The organism is Streptomyces sp. NPDC051172, assembly GCF_040682555.1.
Classification (GTDB): Bacteria; Actinomycetota; Actinomycetes; order Streptomycetales; family Streptomycetaceae; genus Streptomyces.
The window spans coordinates 61,996-80,607 of sequence record NZ_JBFBBE010000025.1 but is presented as its reverse complement, the minus strand read 5'-3'; the positions used below and the strand labels follow the sequence as shown (position 1 = coordinate 80,607).

Sequence of the window (18,612 nt, the reverse complement as noted above, 5' to 3'; positions counted from 1 at the left end):
GGGGGCACAGGCCGCGGTCCCCCGCCGCCTCGTCCTCGGCCACTCCCCTCCGGGTGCCACCGACAACACTCCCCCTCCCCCCCACGCGCGCGTGCTTCCCTACGGAAGCGTCATCCGGCCGACTGGGGTGTCATCCGGCCGACCGTGTCCGGGTGCTCCTTGAGCCAGGCGGCGACGGCCTCCTCCTCGTGGCCCTGGCCGCGCTTGTTGATCTCGGCCTCCAGGCTGCCGAGCTCGGCCTCGCTCATCCTGAAGTTCTTGATCCACTTGGTGAGCTGCGGGTACTGCTCGGGGAACTTCTCGTTGGCGATGGTCCGGATCGTGTTGCCCTCGCCGAAGAGCTTCCTGTCGTCCTTCAGCTTGGTCAGGTCGTACCGGCTGTACGCCCAGTGCGGCGACCACAGCACCACGGCGACGGGCTTCTTCCGGGCGTAGGCGCGCTTGAGCTCGGCCAGCATCGCCGGGGTGGAGCCGTCGACGACCTTGTACTCCTTGTCCAGGCCGTAACCGGGCAGCACCTTCGTCTTGAGCAGGTTCATCTCGCCGGTGCCCGGCTCGATCCCGATGATCTTCCCGCCGAAGAGGCCCGCCTTGCCCTTGAGGTCCTCGTAGGACTTCACGCCCTTGACGTACGAGGGCACGGCGACCTCCAGCGAGGTCGGCTGGTACCAGGTGCCGAGGTCCTTGAGTCTGTCCTTGGACTTGTCCCAGTAGTTCTTCTGCGCGTACGGCAGCCAGGCGTCGAAGTTGACGTCGAGGTCGCCGGAGGCGAGTCCGGTGTAGACCGGGCCGACGTCCATCTGCTTGAGGTTGAGCCTGTAGCCGCGCCGCTCCAGGACGCTCTTCCAGAGGTAGGTGACGGCGATGTCCTCGTCCCAGGGGAACCAGGCGACGTTCACGGGCCGCTTGGCCTCGGCGGAGGTCGAGTTGTGCGGGACGGGAGCCGCCTTGTCCACGAACCCCGGATTGTCCTTCAGCCAGGCGCGCACGGCGTCCTGCTGCTTGCCCTTGCCCGCCTTGTTGATCTCGGCTTCGAGGCTGGTGAGCTGCTTCTCGTTCATCCTGAAGTTCTTCAGCCACTTGCCGACGACGGGGTTGTCGCCCGCGAAGCCCTTGCGGGCGAGCGTGTGCACGCCGTCGCCCGCACCCCAGGCGCCCCTGGGGTCCTTCAGCTTCTTCAGCTTGTAGTCGTTGTACGCCCAGTGCGGCGACCAGAGCGTGACGACGACGGGCTGCTTCTGGCTGTACGCCCGCTTGAGCTCGGCCAGCATCGCCGGGGTGGAGCTGTCGACGACCTGGTACTCCTTGTCGAGGCCGTAGTCCTTCAGGACCTTGCTCTTGAGCAGGGCCATCTCGCCGGCGCTGGACTCGATGCCGGTGATCTTCCCGCCGAAGGTGCCCGCCTTGCCCTTGAGGTCGTCCAGGGAGTCGATGCCCTTCATGTACGAGGGGACGCTCAGCTCCAGGGAGGTCTTGCCGTACCAGGCGCCGAGGTCGTCGAGCTTGCTGCCGTACTTCTTCCAGTACTGGGCGTGCGTGGTCGGCAGCCAGGAGTCGGTCTCGAAGTCGACGGTGCCCTGGGCGAGGGCGGTGTAGAGCGGGCCGGCCTCGAACTGCTTGGCGTCCACCTGGTAGCCGCGCTCTTCGAGGACCTCCTTCCAGAGGTAGGTGGAGGCGACGCCCTCGTCCCAGGGGATGTAGCCGATGCTGATCTTCTTGCCCTGGCCGACGTCCTTGCCGTCGGCCACCGGGGTGGAGCCGCTGCTGCCGCCGAAGATGCCCATGCCGCCCGCGACGAGCGCGAGGACCACGACACCGATGACCGCGATCTGCGGACTGGGCCGGTAGGACCAGATCTTCGGGCCCTGGGCGGCGCGGGCCTTGGCAGCGGCGCGGCGGCCCAGCGGGGAGACATGGGTGCCCAGGGCACTGGTCATCCGGTCGAGGTAGATCGCGAGGATCACGATCGCGACACCGGCCTCGGAGCCGAGGCCCACGTCGAGCTGGCCGATGGCCTCGTTGACGTCGCCGCCGAGGCCGCCGGTGCCGACCATGCCGGCGATCGCGGCCATGGACAGGCCGAGCATGATGACCTGGTTCACACCGGCCATGACGGTCGGCAGTGCAAGGGGCAGCTGGACGCGCAGAAGGGTGTCGCGGGGCGAGGTTCCGAAGGCCTCGGCGGCCTCGACCAGTTCCTTGTCGACCTGGCGGATGCCCAGTTCCGTCATGCGCACGCCGGGGGCGAGCGCGAAGATCAGGGTGGCGACGATGCCCGCGGAGGCGCCGGTGCCGAAGAACAGGATCGCCGGGATGAGGTAGATCATCGCGGGCAGCGTCTGCATGAAGTCCAGGACGGGCCGGACGAGCCCGCTGACCCTGTTCGAACGCGCGGCCCAGATGCCGACGGGCACCGAGACCACCAGCGCGATGATGGTGGCGACGAGGACGAGCGACAGGGTGACCATCGCGTCGTCCCACAGTTCGAGGGAGTCGATGAAGGCGAACCCCACGAAGGTCAGGACACCTGCGAGGCTGCCGCGCAGCCAGAACGCGAGCACGGCGAAGATGCCCGCGAGCAGCAGGGGTTCGGGGGCCTGCAGAACGGCGTTGATGCCGTCGTAGGCGCCCGAGAAGACGGCCTTGAAGAAGTCGAAGAGCCAGGACACATGGGCCAGCAGCCAGTCGACGGTGCTGTTGACCCAGTCACCGAGCGGGATCCTAGGCATGGACGGCCTCCTCGTTACCGAGGAAGGCGACCAGGCGCCGGGTCGGGACCACTCCGACGAGTTTGCGCCGGGAGTCGAGGACGGCCACGGGGTGCGTCGTCCGGGCGCTCATCGCGCAGAGCTCGGTGAACGGTGTGTCGGGCGTCGCGGTCTCGCAGTCGCTCGTGCAGCCGCAGTCGGCCTCGTCTCCCTGTACGTCCGTGTCCATGACTGCGGACGCGGTCAGCACGCGGGAGCGGTCGACGTCCTGGATGAAGGAGGCGACGTAGTCGTTCGCGGGCCGCAGCAGGATGTCCTCGGCGGTGCCGGTCTGGACGATGCGGCCGTCACGCATGACGGCGATGCTGTCGCCCAGGCGCATGGCCTCGTTGAGGTCGTGGGTGATGAAGACGATGGTCTTCTTCAGGCTCCGCTGCAGTTCGAGCAGCTGGTCCTGCATGTCGCGGCGGATCAGCGGGTCCAGGGCGCTGAACGACTCGTCCATCAGCAGCAGGTCGGCGTCGGTGGCGAGGGCGCGGGCGAGGCCGACGCGCTGCTGCATGCCGCCGGACAGCTCGTCGGGCCAGGACTTCTCCCAGCCGGCCAGTCCGCACAGGGCCAGCGCCTCGCCGGCGCGCTGCTCGCGCTCGGCGCGGGGCACGCCCTGCACGGCCAGGCCGTAGGCCGCGTTCTCGAGGACGCTGCGGTGCGGGAACAGCGCGAAGTGCTGGAAGACCATGCTGATCTTCCGCGCGCGGACCGCACGCAGTTCACGGTCGCCGAGCGCGGTCAGGTCCTGGCCGTCGAAGCGGACCTGTCCCGCGGTCGGCTCCAGCAGGCCGTTGAGCATGCGCAGCAGCGTGGATTTGCCGGAGCCGGACAGGCCCATGACGACGAAGATCTGGCCCGGTTCCACGGTGAAGGACGCGTCGATCACGGCGGCTGTGGTGCCGTCGGCGCGCAGCTCCTCCCGTTCGGCTCCCTGTCGGAGCCGCTCGACTGCGTCGTCGGGTCGTCTGCCGAACACCTTGTAGAGATGTTCGGCCTCTAGCCTGGATGACACGTCTGCCTCTCATCACGCGGTGGGGGGACAAGGGCCGCGCCTGCCCCCGGCCGACCAGGACAAACGGGGAAGTGGTTCAGTTCACAACCAGTGCGTAGGATCGCCGCCGGTGCTTCACATCGGTGTGTGGGGGGACGGCTGTGGAACGACCGGACGACTCACGCGCGTCGGTGCTGCGCTTCGCGACGGAGCTGGTGGCCTGGATCGCCACGCCCTGGGCCCTGTGGCCGTACTCCTGGCCGCTCGCCGTCCTCGCGGTGCTGGTGCTGATCGGTCTGCCGGCCGTGTTCTCCACCCCCGGGGACAAGGAGAAGGTCGTCGTCGCCGTGCCGGGCTGGGGCACTGTCCTGCTCGTACTGCTCCAGCTCGTCGCGGCCGTGATCTCCGCGTGGCGGCTGTTTCCCGTCTGGGCCGCCGTCCTCGTGTCGTTGCTGGCCGCCGCCACCCTGGTGACCGAACGTCCCCGCTGGCGGTGGCTGCTCGCCGGCGGGTGACTGTCAGTGCCGTACGGCATGATGCGAGGCGTGACCGGACGACTGATGCTCCTCGACACCGCCTCGCTCTATTTCCGCGCCTACTTCGGCGTTCCGGAGTCCGTGAAGGCCCCGGACGGCACACCGGTGAACGCCGTGCGCGGGCTCCTCGAATTCATCGACCGCCTGGTCAAGGACCACCGCCCCGACCACCTCGTGGCGTGCATGGACGCCGACTGGCGCCCTCAGTGGCGGGTCGACCTGATCCCCTCCTACAAGGCGCACCGCGTCGCCGAGGAGCACGAAGTGGGCCCGGACGAGGAGGAGGTGCCGGACACGCTCTCCCCGCAGGTGCCGGTCATCGAGGCGGTCCTCGACGCGCTCGGCATCGCGCGCGTGGGCGTCGAGCCGTACGAGGCGGACGACGTGATCGGCACGTTCACCGCGCGGGCGAAGGGCCCGGTCGACATCGTCACCGGCGACCGCGACCTGTACCAGCTGGTGGACGACGCCCGCGGGGTGCGCGTGCTCTACCCCCTGAAGGGCGTCGGCACGCTGCAGCTCACCGACGAGGCTTGGCTGCGCGAGAAGTATGGGGTGGACGGCGCGGGGTACGCGGATCTGGCGCTGCTGCGCGGCGACCCGAGCGACGGGCTGCCCGGGGTGCCGGGCATCGGCGAGAAGACGGCCGCGAAGCTGCTCACCGAGTTCGGGGACCTGGCCGGGATCATGGCCGCGGTCGAGGACCCGAAGTCGAAGCTCACACCGTCGCAGCGCAAGCGGCTCGACGAGGCGCGGCCGTACGTCGCCGTGGCCCCGAAGGTCGTGAAGGTCGCCGACGACGTGCCGCTGCCGGGCGTGGACACGGCCGTGCCGCACGCCCCGCGCGACTCGGCGGCGCTGGACGAGCTGGCGGCACGGTGGGGACTGGGCGGCTCGCTGCAGCGTCTGCTGACGACGCTGGGGATGTGACGTTGCGGCGACGCACACTCATCAAGTCTTCATGGGAGAGGTGTTAACTGGGGGAAGATGCTAACTTAGGTAAACCTAAGCTTGGGAAACAGGGAGGCCGCCATGGCAGAACGCCCGGCACGGAAGCCGCGGAAGGCCCAGTCCGCGCAGGTCGTCCGCACGGAACGGCTGACTCCGCACATGCAGCGCGTGGTCCTCGGAGGCGAGGGTCTGGCCGGGTTCGCGGCGGACACCTGCACCGACCACTATGTGAAGCTGCTGTTCCCGCCGAGCGAGGGCGTTGCCTATCCCGAGCCCTTCGACCTGGAGCGCATCCGCGAGGAACTCCCCCGCGAGCAGTGGCCGGTGACCCGGACGTACACCGTGCGGACCTGGGACCCGGTCCACCGCGAGCTTGCGCTGGACTTCGTGATCCACGGCGACGAGGGCCTGGCGGGCCCGTGGGCGGCGCGCGTCCAGCCGGGCGAGACCGTGCACTTCATGGGCCCGGGCGGCGCCTACGCCCCGGACATCAGCGCCGACTGGCATCTGCTCGTCGGCGACGAGAGCGCCCTGCCGGCGATCGCCCGCTCCCTGGAGTCGCTGCCCGCCGGCGTCACGGCGCACGCCTTCGTGGAGGTCTCGGGCCCCGAGGAGGAGCAGAAGATCGACTCCGAGGTGGAGGTCGTCTGGCTGCACCGCGGGGACCGGCCCATCGGCGAGGCACTCGTCGAGGCCGTACGGTCGCTGCAGTTCCCGGAGGGCCGGATGCATGCGTTCGTGCACGGCGAGGCGCACTTCGTGAAGGAGCTGCGCCAGCTGCTGCGCTGCGACCTGGCGATCCCGCGCGAGGACCTGTCGATCTCCGGCTACTGGCGGCTCGGTCACAACGAGGACGGCTGGCAGGCCTCCAAGCGGGAGTGGAACGCGCGCATCGAGGCGGAGCAGGAGAGCGCGGCGTCCGCCGCATGAGACGTCCGAAGGGGCGGCACCTCGTCGAGGTGCCGCCCCTTCGCCATTGCCGTCACACCGAGAGGTGCGCTCACACCGACCGCTGGTAGGAGCGGAACGTCCGGATCGAGAGCCACACGGCCGCCACCGCGAGCGCCAGCAGCGCCCCGCCGCGGCTGAGCACGTCACCCCAGTCGGGGTGCTCCGACAGTGCCGAACGGCCCGCGACCATCGCCCAGTTGAGCGGGTTGAAGTCGGCGATGTGCCGCATCCAGGACGGCATCTGGGACGGCGCCATGAAGGCACTGGAGAGGAACGTCAGCGGCAGCAGCAGGAAGGTGTTGATGCCGATGATCGACTCCCGCTCCTGCACCAGCATGCCCAGCGCGTTGGACAACGCCCCGAAGACGGTGCCGAGCAGCACGGAGGCGAGGACCAGGATCGCGATGCCGCCGATGCCGCCCGGGTAGTGGGCGCCGCCCGCAAGGGCGAGCAGCACGATGACGACCGACTGGAACGCGGTGACCAGGCCGTTGTTGACGACGTTGCCGTTCATCAGCGCGGCCCGGCTGACCGGAGTGGTCAGGAAGCGGTTGAGCGTGCCCCGCTGGATCTCCTCCAGAGTGCCCATCCCGGCCCACATGTTGGAGCTGAGCGCACTCATCACGACCACGCCGGGGACGAGGTAGTCGAGGTACGTCGTCGTTCCGAAGCCGCCCAGTTCGACGACCTTCTTGAAGAGGCTGCCGAACAGGAACAGCCAGATCACCGGCTGGATCAGCGTGATGACCGCGTACGCCGGCTGCCGGGTGAACACCATGAGCTGGCGCTGCGTCATGTACCAGGTCTGGGAGACGGCCGTGCTCATCGCGCACCTCCGGCGAGGACGAGGTTCTCGGTGGCTTCGGCGTCGGCCTCCGAGTAACGGCGGCCGGCATGGCGGAGGTAGACGTCGTCGAGGGAGGGGCGGGCGACGGTCGCCGCGGCGACCCCGACTCCGGCCCGCTCCAGCGCCCCGAGCAGTGCGGGTACGGCTGCGGCCCCGTCGTCGGCGCGGACGCTGACCCGGCGCCCGTCGATCAGCACCTCGTGCATCCCGGGCAGAGCGCCGAGGGCGCCTTTCAGGAGCGTACGGCCGGCCTCGCCGACCTTCTCCCGGAGCTCCAGGTGGACGGCGTCGCCGCGGAGTTCGCCCTTGAGGGAGTCCGGGGCGCCCTCGACGACGACCCGGCCGCGGTCGACGATGGCGATGCGCTCGGCGAGCCGGTCGGCCTCCTCGAGGTAGTGCGTGGTCAGCAGGATCGTCAGGCCCTCCTCCCCCGCCAGCCGGTCGATCTCGTCCCACATGGCCGTGCGGGCCTCGGGGTCCAGGCCGGTGGTGGGTTCGTCGAGGAAGAGCACCTCGGGCCGGTGCACCAGACCGAGGGCGACGTCGAGCCGCCGTCGCATCCCGCCGGAGTAGCCCTTGACCGGACGCTTCGCGGCGTCGGCGAGACTGAAGCGGTCGAGCAGCTCGTCCACCCGCCTGCTCAGGGCGGCGCCCTTCAACCCGTAGAGCCTGCCCTGCAGTTGGAGGTTCTCGCGGCCTGTGGCGACCGGATCGGCGCCGGAGCTCTGGGCGACCACGCCGATCGCCCGGCGCACCCGGTCCGGGTGGCGCAGCACATCGTGCCCGGCGACGGTGGCGGTGCCCGAGTCGGGCTTCGCGAGGGTGGTCAGGATCTTGACGGTGGTGGACTTGCCGGCGCCGTTGGGTCCGAGGAGCCCGAAGACGGTGCCCGGTTCGACGGTGACGTCCATGCCGCACAGGGCGGTGACCTCACCGGGGTAGGTCTTGATCAGCTGGCGCGCCTGCACTGCGGGCGCACGGGTAGCACTCACGACTGCTCTCCTGAATGAGCGGATGACAAACGACCGGATGACAACTGATCCGTCCGCATGAAGAGCGCCGGGCTATCCTGGGTGTGCCGCACCTCGATCGCCTGGAGCCGCTTCACGGCGGATTCAGTTCGGGGTTCGAGACCCCGGCCCAGCTGCTCCAACAGCCCGGCCGGGGTCTGTTTTTTCGTCAGGTGAACTCCGGTGGCAGCTCCCCCGTTTCGTGGAAGTGGCGCCACCCGTCGACGCCCGGCAGCGAGCCCTTCTCGATCTCCTCCAGGAAACCTCGGACCCATTCCGCCTGCGCCTCGACCATGTGCAGCTGGTACTCGACCTCGACGAGGAAGAGTCGCGGGAGCGTCTCGCCGAGCTTCTGCAGCGCCGCGCGCCCGCTCGCCACCTCCACCTCGAGGTTCTGCAACCGCTCCTGAAGCAGCCGCACCACGTCGTCGGGAGGCAGCGCCCCGAGCAGTGACAGCGCGGTCTCGAAGATCGGGAACTCCTTGGCCGGGACGGCCAGCAGATCGGACAGCCAGTCGGCCATCTCCTCCCGCCCCGCCTCGGTGAGCCCGTAGACCGTGCGCTCGGGCCGGTTGCCCTGCCGCTCGACGTCCGCGACCTCGACGAAGCCGTGCTTCTGGAGGTTCTGCACGACCGTGTAGAGCGAGCCGTACTTGATCTTCGTGCTGACGTCCTTGCCCTGTCGGCGCAGTGTCTGGGCGATCTCGTACGGATGCATCGGCTTCTGCCAGAGCGTGACCAGCACGGCGAGCGCCAGCGGGTTGCTGAGCTTGCGGCGCTTCATCGCCATGACCGATCACCTCGCTTACGAATATCCGTGGCCGAACATATCGCGACCTCCAGCGAACGTCAATACACACGATGTATCGCGTTCCACAGCGCATAGCAAGGACGTGAGGACTTGGGCCCGCCGTGGACACGGCGGCGTGACGCGCACGAAACAGCCCGTCCCTAATTTCTGTCGCCTGACAGGAACCCGCGCAACTCCCCGCTCCCCGCGCCGAAGGCAGGTGCCGCCGTGACGACAACCACCCCCTCCGACGTCCGCCCCGATCCACCGCACCCGCCCGACGACGGCTCGCTCGCGGAGTTCGGCTACCACCAGGAACTGCACCGCAGCCTGGGCAGGTACGCCTCCTTCGCGGCCGGGTTCTCCTTCATCTCCGTCCTGACGACCGTCTTCCAGTTCTTCGCCTTCGGGTACGCGTTCGGCGGCCCCGTCTTCTTCTGGGCCTGGCCGGTGGTGATGGTCGGGCAGCTGCTGGTGGCCGCGTGCTTCGCGGAGCTGGCCGCCCGGTATCCGATCTCGGGCGCCATCTACCAGTGGTCCTCCCGGCTTTCGAACCTCACCTTCGGCTGGTTCGCCGGCTGGATCATGGTGATCGGACAGATCGTGGTGGTCGCGGCGGCGGCGCTGGCGCTGCAGATGGTGCTGCCGGCGATCTGGTCGGGCTTCCAGCTGGTGGGCACCGACCCGGCGGTGACGTCGCAGGACGGCGCTGCGAACGCGGCGGTCCTCGGAGTGATCCTGCTGGTGCTGACCACGCTCGTGAACATCGTGGACAACCGGGTGATGTCCCTGATCAACCGGGTCGGGGTGACCGCCGAGATCATCGGTGCGGCGCTCATCGTCGTGCTGCTGCTCACCCACTCGAAGCGCTCCCCCGGCATCACCTTCCACACCACGGGAGCCGCAAGTTCCGGCCTGTTCGGGGCACTTGCCGTGGGTTCCTTCACGGCGGCGTACGTGATGATCGGCTTCGACAGCGCGGGCGAGATGAGCGAGGAGACACACCATCCTCGGCGTACGGCGCCCCGCACGATCCTCACGGCACTCGGGGCCGCGGGCCTGCTCGGCGGCCTGGTCATCCTCGGCGGCCTGCTCGCCGCGCCCAGCCTGACCGACGGCCGGCTGGGCGTCGACGGTCTGAGCTACGTCCTCACCAGCAGCCTCGGCGACGGCGTCGGCAAGGTGCTGCTCGCCGACGTGGTGGTGGCGATCGCGGTGGCCACGCTCGCCATCCAGACCGCGGCCTGCCGGATGCTGTTCTCCATGGCCCGCGACGGCCAGCTCCCCTTCTCCCGCCGCCTCGCCCGCGTGAATCCGAGCACGGGCATGCCGAACGCACCCGCTCTCGTCGTCGGCGTCCTCGCCGCGGCCCTCCTGCTGCTCAACTTCGTCTCCCCGGACGCCTTCCTGGCCATCGGCACCACCTGCATCGTGATGCTGTACCTGGCGTACGCGATGGTCACGGGCCCGCTCCTGATCCGCCGCCTGCGCGGCGAGTTCACCTCCGAAGGCACCGACGAGACGGGCGGCCGGCTCTTCTCCTTGGGCCGCTGGGGCATCCCGGTCAACGCCCTCGCCCTCCTCTACGGCCTCCTCATGACGGTCAACCTGGCCTGGCCGAGGGCGGCGGTGTACGACCCGGCGGGCGGGCACTGGTACTTCCAGTGGTTCACGGTGCTGTTCCTCGCGGCGACGTTGGTGGCCGGTGGCGCGTACCGGGCGTACCGGAAGCAGACCAGCACGCGAAGCGCCGTACCGGAAGAGGCGGTTCCGGAGGCCGCGGTCTAGCTCAGTCGCCTTGCACGCGCGCGTGCAGGTGCATGTCGTGCCAGCCGTCAGGATGCAGGAAGGCGCTGCGCTTGGTGCCCTCCAGGGCGAAGCCCGTCTTGGCGGCGACCCGGCAGGAGGCCTGGTTGGCGATCGCGTGCAGGAGTTCGAGGCGGTGGAAGCCGATCTCCTCGAAGGCCCACCGGGTCAGGGTGTTCGTCGCTCGTGCGGCGACGCCCTGGCCGCGGGCCGCCGCCGTGGTCCAGTACGCGACCTTGGCCACGCCCTCGGCGAGCCTGATGTCGCGCAGCGCCACCCGCCCGAGCAGCCGATCGGTGTCCGCGTCCACGACGGCCCACTGGGCGCCCCGCTCCCCCTCCCATTCCTTGCACCACGTCTCGATCCACCCGGCGGCCTCCGCCTCCGAGTCGCTACGCATGAGATGCCACTGGTGCATCAGCGGATCCTGGAACGCCGCATGGACCGCGGACACGTCATCGGCCCGCCACGGGCGCAGGCCCAGACCGTCGCCGTCGAAGAGCAGGGGCTGCGGGGCCCGGGAGAGGGTCTTCTCGGGCAGCACGGAGTCAGCGGTGTACGGCATGATCCGCATCCTCCCGCCGGAACGCGACCCGGCCAACGGATTTTCCGGCGCCGTACCCTTGATCGTGATGAGACGCAGGCCCCGCATTCCCCCCTCCCCCCTGCCGCAACGCCACGGAGTCGATCCGGTGCGGGTGCGGCTGCCTGTCGAGGGCGCATGGGCCACGGTGCGCGAGCATCTGGTCGAGCGGCTCAGCGGGGCGGGTGCAGGTGTAGTCGACGCAATGCTGGCCGCCGGGAAGATCGTCGGCGCCGACGGGCGGGCCGTCGCCCCCGACGCCGCGTACGTGCCGGGCATGTTCGTGTGGTTCCACCGGGAGCTGTCCGACGAGGTGCCGGTGCCGTTCCCGCTGGAGGTCGTGCACCGCGACGAGCACATGGTCGTCGTCGACAAGCCGCACTTCCTGGCCACGACCCCGCGCGGCAGCCACATCGCCGAGACCGCGCTCGCTCGGCTGCGTCGGGAGCTGGGGACCGAGACCCTCGGCGCCGCTCACCGGCTGGACCGGCTCACCGCCGGGCTGGTGCTGTTCACGGTGCGGCCCGAGGAGCGGGGAATGTACCAGTCGCTGTTCCGTGACCGACTGGTGCGCAAGGAGTACGAGGCGGTGGCCCCGTACGATCCCGGGCTGGCCCTGCCGCGAACCGTGCGGAGCCGGATCGTGAAGGAGCGGGGCGTGCTCGCCGCCTACGAGGTCGCGGGTGAGCCGAACGCCGTCAGCCGCGTCGAGCTCATCGAGCGCAATGCGCACGGCCTCGGCCGGTACCGGCTGACACCGGCCACCGGGCAGACCCACCAGCTGCGCGTCCACATGAACGCGCTGGGGGTGCCCATCCTCGGCGATCCGCTCTACCCCGTGGTGACCGCCCCCGTGCCGGCAGGCGACTTCCGGCGCCCCCTCCAGCTGCTGGCCCGGGCACTGGATTTCACCGATCCGGTCACCGGGGTGGAACACCGGTTCCGCAGTGGGCGAACCCTCGGAGCCTGGAGCTCGTACGGCGACTGGGCGCGGCAGTAACTCGTTCCTGCACTGCCGGCGACAAGTGTCGCGTGTATCCCACCGGTTCACCCACACAGCTATGAACGAATGAGAATCAACTCTTTCGGATCGATGCCACACATGACAACATTTCAACCAAGTGCGCCCCTCGCGTGCCGACGTACGCTCCGTCTACGCTCCTTCACGGAGACGGGCGCCGCACGCACGCTGGGGATTACAGCCAGAAGTGGGACGTTCTTGCGGAGGCTCGGGTCATGGCATCAAGTCGCGTCGAGTTCGCGACAGCAACCCCGGACATGCCGACTCGGGAGGGCTCAACGCAGGAGACACTGGAACAGCTGTCAGGTGCACGCGGTATTCAGGAACCGCTGAATCGTTCGCGCCACCCTCGGTACGAATCGACTGACGAAAATGCCCATGGCTCCGTAGCCCTGCGCACGTCGGCGCTCCGCACGCATTCGGCGAGGCACCGTTCGACCGGTTCCGTAAGCAGGCCCAGTTCGTGCGGTGCAGAAGCACGCCGTCACCACACAGGAGGCAGCCGTGTTGTTGGACACCTTCCAACTACCCTCGTTCTACATGCCGTTCAAGACCAGGGTGAACCCACACTTGGAGGAGGTCCGTCCGCGCGTCCGCGCCTGGGCATGGTCATTAGGTCTGCTCGAGCCACAGCACACCGACTCACACCACGGCGGGTGGAGTGCCGAGGTCTTCGACCGGGCGGACTTCACTCTGTTCACCGCCCTGACCTACCCTCATGCCTCCGCACAGGAATTGGAGCTGCTGTCCGGCTGGCACAGCGTCATCTGGTGCCTTGACGACGTTTTCCTCCCCTGGTGCGAAGCCCTCGGCAATCGTCGGCGGATCCTGCAGCGCATCGAACGGCTGATGGCCTTCCTGCCGACAACGGCATATGACTCGGGCCCAGTCCCGGAGCAGCCGCTGGAACGCGCACTCGCAGACCTGTGGCACCGCACAGCTCCCTCGGCGACGCGCTCCTGGCGGATTCTGTACGCCAGGTCCGTACGACAGTTCCTCGAAGCATCGCTGTGGGAAGCGGACAACCTCACGCGCGGCCGGTTCCCCGACCTCATCGAGCAGACAGAAATGCGCCGGGATTACGGGGCGGCCGGGTGCAGTGCACTTTTGATGGAGCACTCACTGGGCTGGGAAATTACCGAGGAGATACGCGAAACCCGCCCCTTCACCGTACTGATCAACGCATTCCGGGACACAGTCGATCTGCACAACGACATCGTGTCCTATCCCAAGGAAGTCCGCGAAGGTGCCGCGAGGAACAACATCGTGCAAGTGGCGCAGGAACTGTACGACATCCCCCTCCACTCGGCAGTGTCCCTCGTCGACCGCATCCTGACGGGGCGTGTCAGGACACTGGACGAAACCGTCAGGACCGACCTCCCGCAAGCACTGCGCGATCTGCACTCGGATCCGGCCACCCAGCACGCCGTGCTCAGGCACGCCCGGGCCATCCAGGGCTGGGCTGCAGGCTCCTACCACTGGCACAAGGGCACCGAGCGGTACCGGTCCGCCGCTTGACTCGGACCGTCCGGCAGCCGCTCGGTACTCCGCGCATACCCAGGGCCGGTCAGTAGCCGCGCCACCAGCGCAGGAAACGGCGCCAGGCGCCCATCGGGCGGACCGGTTCCTGGGGTGCCGGCGCGGGCTGCTGGGGTGGTGCCGCCGGCTGGGGCACCGCGGCGGCAGCGGCCCGCTCGGGCTGCGCGGTGCCGACCTCCCAGTCGGTGCGCTGCGGCGGGACGGGGGCGTGGCTGGGCTTCGCCTTCACGTCCTGCTGCGACCTCGGCTCGAAGTACACCGGCAGCTCCACCAGATGCCGGTTCAAGATGGAAGTTCGCCAGCGCAACTCTTCTTCCTCGCAGTCGAGTTGAATGTCCGGAAGACGGCTGAGCAACGCATCGACGCCGACGTCCGCGATGGCGCGGCCGATGTCCTGGCCCGGGCACTCGTGCGGGCCGCCGCTGAAGGCGAGGTGGGAACGGTTGCCCATCATGTTGGCCGACAGGTCGGGGCGGACGCGCGGGTCGACGTTGCCAGGCGCGATGCCCAGGAGCAGGCCGTCGCCCTTGCGGATGCGCCGTCCGCCCAGCTCGGTGTCCTGCTTGGCGATGTAGGCGAGCTGGGCGCTGAACGGCGGCTCGTCCCACAGCGACTGCTCGACCGCCTGGGGCACCGTCATCTGGCCGCCGTTGAGCTGGGCGCGGAATCCCGGGTCGGTGAGCACCAGTCGCAGCACGTTGGCGAGGAGGTTGGCGGTGGCCTCGTAGGCGGCCATCAGGACGACGCGCAGGTGCTGGCCGACCTCCTCGTCGTTGAGCCGCGCCGGATGGTTGATCAGGTGGCTGGTGAAGTCGTCCTCGGGTTCGGCCCGGCGGCGGGCGGTGAGCCGCATCAGGACCTCCATGATGTACGCGTTGCTGGCGATGGAGGTCTCGGTGCCCTTGAGCATGTCGCGGGCGGCATGCACGATCCGGTCGTTGTACTCCTCGGGCATGCCGAGGATCTGACACATCACCGCCATCGGCAGGTGCTCGGCGAACTGACCGACGAGGTCGGCCCGGCCTTTCTCGCAGAACTTGTTCACGAGGTGCTGGGTCGCACGGTTGATATGGCGGCGGACGCCCCGGTGGTCGATGGTCGACATGGCACCGGTGACCGCACCGCGCAGCCTCAGGTGCTCGTCGCCCTCGGCGTGGCAGCAGATGGGCTGCCAGGCGACGAGTGGCATGAGCGGGTGGTCCGGCTTGATGGTGCCGTCCTGCAGGGCTGTCCACAACCGGGTGTCACGGCAGTACTGCGAGGGACTGCTCACCATGTGCAGGTTCTCGCTGTGGCCGAGCACCACCCAGATCGGCACGTCCTCGTGGAGCAGCGCGGGAGCCACAGGGCCGTACTCGGACCGGAGCTTCTCGTACACGTCTGGGAGGTCCTCCGCCTCGGGGCCGTACAGGCGGCGCAGCCCGCCAGGGCCCATACCGTGCGCGGGGCAGCCGGGAGGCGGGCCGGCCAGGGGCGCGTCCGTACCGGTCGGAAAGAGGGGTTCAGGCGTCACGATGGTCGCTCCGAAGCTGAAGTGAAACGGTGTACAGGAAGGGTGGGGGTCCCCCGGGCTGTTCGAGCGAAGCCGGGAACGTGGGGGAGGTCGTGCGTGGGAGAGGGGAACTGGTACGGCCGTACGGCTCAGGCAACGTGCAGGCGACTCAGGTGGACGCCTTCGCCATCGCCAGTGAATGCAGGAAGCGCAGCAGCGTCATCAGCACATCCCGGCTGGAGGCCCGGCGGCGCGCGTCGCAGTCGATGATCGGGATCTCCTCGGCCAGGTCGAGCGCGGCGCGCAGTTCGGCGACGGGGTAACGGGGCGCGTCGGGGAAGGAGTTGACGGCCACCACGAAGGGCACACCGCGCTCCTCCAGCCGCCCTATGACGTCGAAGCTGACCTCGAGCCGCCGGGTGTCGATCAGTACGACCGCGCCCAGCGCGCCCTCGAACAGCCCGTTCCACAGGAACCAGAAGCGCTCCTGGCCGGGGGTGCCGAAGAGGTAGAGCACCAGTTGGTCGGTGATGCTGATGCGGCCGAAGTCCATGGCCACGGTGGTGGCCGTCTTGGACTCGGAGCCGTAGTTGTCGTCGACCCCGACGCCGGCCTGCGTCATGGTCTCCTCGGTGGTCAGCGGCCTGATCTCGCTGACCGAGCCGACCATCGTCGTCTTGCCGACTCCGAAGCCGCCCACGATCACGATCTTCACCGCGGCCTGAGCCGTGTGCGGCAGATGATCCTCTGTTCGTGGTCCGGGGATGGTGTCAGAGCCTTTGAAGTCCATGCATCACCGCTTCGAGAAGGGAACGGTCGGGGAGCGCCTGCCGGACGATCGGGGCGCGCGCCTGCACCAGTTCCGCCGTCAGCATCTCGGTCAGCAGCACGGTCACCACGCTGAACGGCAGACGCAGATAGGCCGAGAGCTCGGCCACCGAGAGGGGGGCCGTGCACAGCCGGAGCATCGCCGTCTGCTCCGGGGTGGCGGAAGGCGGCGGGTCGGCGCGCGCCACGATTAACGTGACCAGGTCGATGTCGGCGCGTTCCCCGTCCGGCCCGGCGACGACGTAGAGCCGCTCCGGGGCCTTCGTGTCGCCCTCCTGGCCTTCCTTGGAGGGTGCCGGGGGAGGTTCCGGGATGTCCTGACCGGGGTATCGCCGTCGGCGTTGCGGAGGAGTCATACGGTCTGCCCGTTGCGCCGGGGCGGGCTGGTGAGGTGGGCCCCGATGCGTACGACGAGATCGCGCATGCGGTTGCTCATCAGACCGGGTTCGGCGACCACGTCGGAGAGCACCGCGAGGTAGGCGTTGGCTCCGGCGGCCATCAGATAGAAGTAGCCGCCGTTGATCTCGATGATGACCAGCTTCATCCGGCCGTCGCTGCCCGGGATCTCATGGGCGACGGCGCCCGCCAGGCTCTGCAGTCCCGCGCAGGCCGCGGCGACGCGGTCGGCGGCGTCCGGATCGCCCCCGTAGCGAGCGATGCGCAGGCCGTCGGCGGAGAGCACCACGATCATCTCGATGCCGGGTACTCCGTCGGCGAGGTCCTTGAGCATCCAGTCGAAGTTGGCTCGCTGCTGGATCACTTGTGGTCCCTCTCGTCGTCGGCCTCGATACGGGCCGGCTCGTTGGTCGGCTGGGTGAATGCGGTCGGGTCCGGGTCACCCTTGAGGCCCTCCCAGAACGCCTCGACCCACAGTCCGGGTTCGGGTTCCTTGGTCTCCGGCTCCGGCTCGGGCACGGGCGTCGCCCAGGCGGGCCTGCTCGCCCGGGCCTCCCGCTCGGCCTCTTCGGCGGCGGCCTGTTCGGCGAGCCGCTGGCTGAGCGGGATCTTGACCCGGCTGCGGCGCTGCGGCAGGCCGCCCGCGGTCCACTCCGTGACCTCGGGGATCTCGTCCTCCATGGACACGCCGGCCGGGATGCGCGGGCTGGTGGGACGCCGCCTCTTCGGTGCGCGCTTGGGACCTTCGAGCGCACCGAGTTCGAGCTTGGGCGCCGCGGTCGCGCCGATGCCGTGGGCGAGGCCGGGCGCCTCGTCGCCGGTCACCATCACACGCGGGATGACGAGGACGGCGCGGACACCGCCGTACGCGGAGGCGCGCAGCGAGATCTGCATGTCGAACGCCTTGCACAGGCGGCCCACGACGGCCAGGCCAAGTCGGGGGGAGTCGCCGAGTTCCTGGAGGTCGACGCCGGCCTTGGCACGCTCCAGCATGGACTCGGCCTTGGCGCGGGCCTCCTCGCTGAGACTGACGCCGGCGTCCTCGATCTCGATGGCGATGCCGGTCTGCACCTCGGTGGCGATGACGTGCACCTTGGTCTGCGGCGGCGAGTAGCGCGTGGCGTTGTCGAGGAGTTCGGCGCAGGCGTGGATGACCGGCTCGACGGAGATGCCGCGGATGTTGACCTTGGCGATGTTGTCGAGCGAGATGCGCCGGTACTCCAGGATCCGGGACATGGCGCCGCGCAGCACGCTGTACAGCGCTACGGGCTGCGGCCACTGGCGTCCGGGGCGGCCGCCGCCGAGCACCGCGATGGAGTCGGCGAGGCGGCCGATCAGCGCGGTGCCGTGGTCGATGCGCAGGAGGTCGTCGAAGACCTCGGGGTTGCGGCCGTGGTCCTCCTCCATCTCGCGGAGTTCCTTGGCCTGTTGGTGCACGATCGCCTGGACGCGGCGGGCGATGTCGACGAAGGAGCGCGCCGAGGAGTCCCGCAGGGCTTCCTCGTTGTCGATGATGTCGAGCATCCGCCTGACCAACGCCACCTGGGCCTTGGGCAGGTCGCGGTAGGCGGGGTCGATGTCGCCGAGGAGGTTGACGACGTCTCTGGGCGTGTGCCCGCCGCGCAGGTACTCGATGGCGATGGGGACGATCTCGTGCGAGAGGCGGTGGACCTCCTGTTCGTGTCCGGCGATCCGCCGTTCCATGTACGCACGGTGACGGGCGCTCTCCTCGCGCTCCGCCCGCAGTGCGCGGCCGCGGCGTACCGCTTCGGCCGCCGTCGCGATCACCAGGAGCGTGGCGACGGCGCCGCACCACACGACGGCCGCGCGGGCCGGCACGGCCACCAGGGCGACGGCTGCTCCGGTCGCTGCGGCCATCACTATGGCGGGCAGCAACAGCACGCGCGCGTACGGAAGTTCACGGCGCCCGGGAGGGGATTGAACACTCACCATGTAGGCCCTCTGAAAAGGATCGGCTGGGTGTCTGGGGAGCTTGCAAGTGGGGTACGTATGGGACTGCGCTGAATCTTCGGTATTTTTGGGAACAAGCGCACGAATACGCCTCAACTCGGTGCGCTGCGGGCGAGCTTAGTCCGACCGGATCATCGCCGT

17 protein-coding genes are annotated in these 18,612 nt (G+C 69.2%); 6 read left to right on the top strand and 11 right to left on the bottom strand.

All coding sequences use genetic code 11. The features are described 5' to 3' along the window. Positions 1 to 110 precede the first annotated feature (110 nt). Both AB0N07_RS17770 and AB0N07_RS17765 read right to left on the bottom strand, forming a co-directional pair. Positions 111 to 2,729, bottom strand: coding sequence for an ABC transporter permease/substrate binding protein (locus AB0N07_RS17770; RefSeq protein ID WP_365835902.1), 2,619 nt, complete (start codon positions 2,727 to 2,729; stop codon positions 111 to 113). Next, positions 2,722 to 3,771 carry a glycine betaine/L-proline ABC transporter ATP-binding protein gene (locus AB0N07_RS17765; RefSeq protein ID WP_365835900.1) on the bottom strand — a complete coding sequence of 350 codons (1,050 nt, stop codon included), beginning with the start codon at positions 3,769 to 3,771 and terminating at the stop codon, positions 2,722 to 2,724. The genes AB0N07_RS17770 and AB0N07_RS17765 overlap by 8 nt, the downstream gene beginning before the upstream one ends. Before the next feature lie 140 nt (positions 3,772 to 3,911). On the opposite strand from AB0N07_RS17765, the gene AB0N07_RS17760 reads away from it, so the two are divergent. The 3 genes from AB0N07_RS17760 (at position 3,912) to AB0N07_RS17750 (ending at position 6,167) form a co-directional block, all read left to right on the top strand. Beyond that, positions 3,912 to 4,265, top strand: a complete 354-nt coding sequence (locus AB0N07_RS17760; protein WP_365835898.1) for a hypothetical protein — start codon at positions 3,912 to 3,914, stop codon at positions 4,263 to 4,265. Between the two features lie 21 nt (positions 4,266 to 4,286). Further along, positions 4,287 to 5,216, top strand: a complete 930-nt coding sequence (locus AB0N07_RS17755; protein WP_365835956.1) for a 5'-3' exonuclease — start codon at positions 4,287 to 4,289, stop codon at positions 5,214 to 5,216. A gap of 102 nt (positions 5,217 to 5,318) precedes the next feature. Beyond that, positions 5,319 to 6,167: a siderophore-interacting protein gene (locus AB0N07_RS17750; protein WP_365835897.1), complete on the top strand. Its 849-nt coding sequence runs from the start codon at positions 5,319 to 5,321 to the stop codon at positions 6,165 to 6,167. Between the two features lie 70 nt (positions 6,168 to 6,237). On the opposite strand, the gene AB0N07_RS17745 is transcribed toward AB0N07_RS17750, so the two are convergent. The 3 genes from AB0N07_RS17745 to AB0N07_RS17735 form a co-directional block, all read right to left on the bottom strand. Continuing rightward, entirely contained in the window at positions 6,238 to 7,014 is a 777-nt protein-coding gene (locus AB0N07_RS17745; RefSeq protein ID WP_365835896.1) for an ABC transporter permease, read from the bottom strand. Further along, complete coding sequence (locus tag AB0N07_RS17740; RefSeq protein ID WP_365835894.1) at positions 7,011 to 8,027, bottom strand: ATP-binding cassette domain-containing protein; 1,017 nt, start codon at positions 8,025 to 8,027, stop codon at positions 7,011 to 7,013. Before AB0N07_RS17740 ends, AB0N07_RS17745 begins: the two co-directional genes overlap by 4 nt. 187 nt (positions 8,028 to 8,214) lie before the next feature. Beyond that, on the bottom strand, positions 8,215 to 8,835 hold the full coding sequence (locus AB0N07_RS17735) for a PadR family transcriptional regulator (RefSeq protein WP_115909222.1): 621 nt from the start codon (positions 8,833 to 8,835) through the stop codon (positions 8,215 to 8,217). A gap of 228 nt (positions 8,836 to 9,063) precedes the next feature. On the opposite strand from AB0N07_RS17735, the gene AB0N07_RS17730 reads away from it, so the two are divergent. Beyond that, entirely contained in the window at positions 9,064 to 10,623 is a 1,560-nt protein-coding gene (locus tag AB0N07_RS17730) for an amino acid permease (protein WP_365835892.1), read from the top strand. 1 nt (position 10,624) lies between these two features. Here AB0N07_RS17730 and AB0N07_RS17725 read toward each other — a convergent pair whose 3' ends face one another. Next, the gene (locus tag AB0N07_RS17725) at positions 10,625 to 11,206 is read right to left on the bottom strand and encodes a GNAT family N-acetyltransferase (protein WP_365835890.1); all 582 of its coding nucleotides are present in this window, start codon (positions 11,204 to 11,206) and stop codon (positions 10,625 to 10,627) included. 67 nt (positions 11,207 to 11,273) lie between these two features. Here AB0N07_RS17725 and AB0N07_RS17720 point away from each other — a divergent pair, with 67 nt between their 5' ends. Then, positions 11,274 to 12,224, top strand: coding sequence for an RluA family pseudouridine synthase (locus AB0N07_RS17720; RefSeq protein WP_365835888.1), 951 nt, complete (start codon positions 11,274 to 11,276; stop codon positions 12,222 to 12,224). A gap of 489 nt (positions 12,225 to 12,713) precedes the next feature. Then, positions 12,714 to 13,763: a hypothetical protein gene (locus tag AB0N07_RS17715; RefSeq protein ID WP_365835886.1), complete on the top strand. Its 1,050-nt coding sequence runs from the start codon at positions 12,714 to 12,716 to the stop codon at positions 13,761 to 13,763. 49 nt (positions 13,764 to 13,812) lie between these two features. On the opposite strand, the gene AB0N07_RS17710 is transcribed toward AB0N07_RS17715, so the two are convergent. From AB0N07_RS17710 to AB0N07_RS17690, 5 genes are all read right to left on the bottom strand, one after another. Continuing rightward, positions 13,813 to 15,297 (bottom strand): cytochrome P450, encoded by a 1,485-nt coding sequence (locus AB0N07_RS17710; protein ID WP_365835884.1) that lies wholly within the window; start codon positions 15,295 to 15,297, stop codon positions 13,813 to 13,815. Between the two features lie 148 nt (positions 15,298 to 15,445). Next, a complete protein-coding gene (locus AB0N07_RS17705) occupies positions 15,446 to 16,066 on the bottom strand; it encodes an ATP/GTP-binding protein (protein ID WP_365835882.1) in 621 nt (206 codons plus the stop codon). Beyond that, on the bottom strand, positions 16,047 to 16,460 hold the full coding sequence (locus AB0N07_RS17700) for a DUF742 domain-containing protein (protein WP_365835880.1): 414 nt from the start codon (positions 16,458 to 16,460) through the stop codon (positions 16,047 to 16,049). Before AB0N07_RS17700 ends, AB0N07_RS17705 begins: the two co-directional genes overlap by 20 nt. After that, positions 16,457 to 16,864 (bottom strand): roadblock/LC7 domain-containing protein, encoded by a 408-nt coding sequence (locus tag AB0N07_RS17695; protein WP_016434374.1) that lies wholly within the window; start codon positions 16,862 to 16,864, stop codon positions 16,457 to 16,459. The genes AB0N07_RS17700 and AB0N07_RS17695 overlap by 4 nt, the downstream gene beginning before the upstream one ends. Further along, positions 16,861 to 18,453, bottom strand: a complete 1,593-nt coding sequence (locus AB0N07_RS17690) for an ATP-binding protein (protein WP_365835878.1) — start codon at positions 18,451 to 18,453, stop codon at positions 16,861 to 16,863. The genes AB0N07_RS17695 and AB0N07_RS17690 overlap by 4 nt, the downstream gene beginning before the upstream one ends. Between the last annotated feature and the right edge of the window lie 159 nt (positions 18,454 to 18,612).

Bases quoted from the DNA above. Each gene is read 5' to 3' on its own strand.
- AB0N07_RS17720 (WP_365835888.1), top strand. From the start codon at position 11,274: ATGAGACGCAGGCCCCGCATTCCCCCCTCCCCCCTGCCGCAACGCCAC.
- AB0N07_RS17705 (WP_365835882.1), bottom strand. From the start codon at position 16,066: ATGGACTTCAAAGGCTCTGACACCATCCCCGGACCACGAACAGAGGAT.
- AB0N07_RS17770 (WP_365835902.1), bottom strand. From the start codon at position 2,729: ATGCCTAGGATCCCGCTCGGTGACTGGGTCAACAGCACCGTCGACTGG.
- AB0N07_RS17700 (WP_365835880.1), bottom strand. From the start codon at position 16,460: ATGACTCCTCCGCAACGCCGACGGCGATACCCCGGTCAGGACATCCCG.
- AB0N07_RS17745 (WP_365835896.1), bottom strand. From the start codon at position 7,014: ATGAGCACGGCCGTCTCCCAGACCTGGTACATGACGCAGCGCCAGCTC.
- AB0N07_RS17690 (WP_365835878.1), bottom strand. From the start codon at position 18,453: ATGGTGAGTGTTCAATCCCCTCCCGGGCGCCGTGAACTTCCGTACGCG.
- AB0N07_RS17725 (WP_365835890.1), bottom strand. From the start codon at position 11,206: ATGCCGTACACCGCTGACTCCGTGCTGCCCGAGAAGACCCTCTCCCGG.
- AB0N07_RS17755 (WP_365835956.1), top strand. From the start codon at position 4,287: ATGCGAGGCGTGACCGGACGACTGATGCTCCTCGACACCGCCTCGCTC.
- AB0N07_RS17750 (WP_365835897.1), top strand. From the start codon at position 5,319: ATGGCAGAACGCCCGGCACGGAAGCCGCGGAAGGCCCAGTCCGCGCAG.
- AB0N07_RS17735 (WP_115909222.1), bottom strand. From the start codon at position 8,835: ATGGCGATGAAGCGCCGCAAGCTCAGCAACCCGCTGGCGCTCGCCGTG.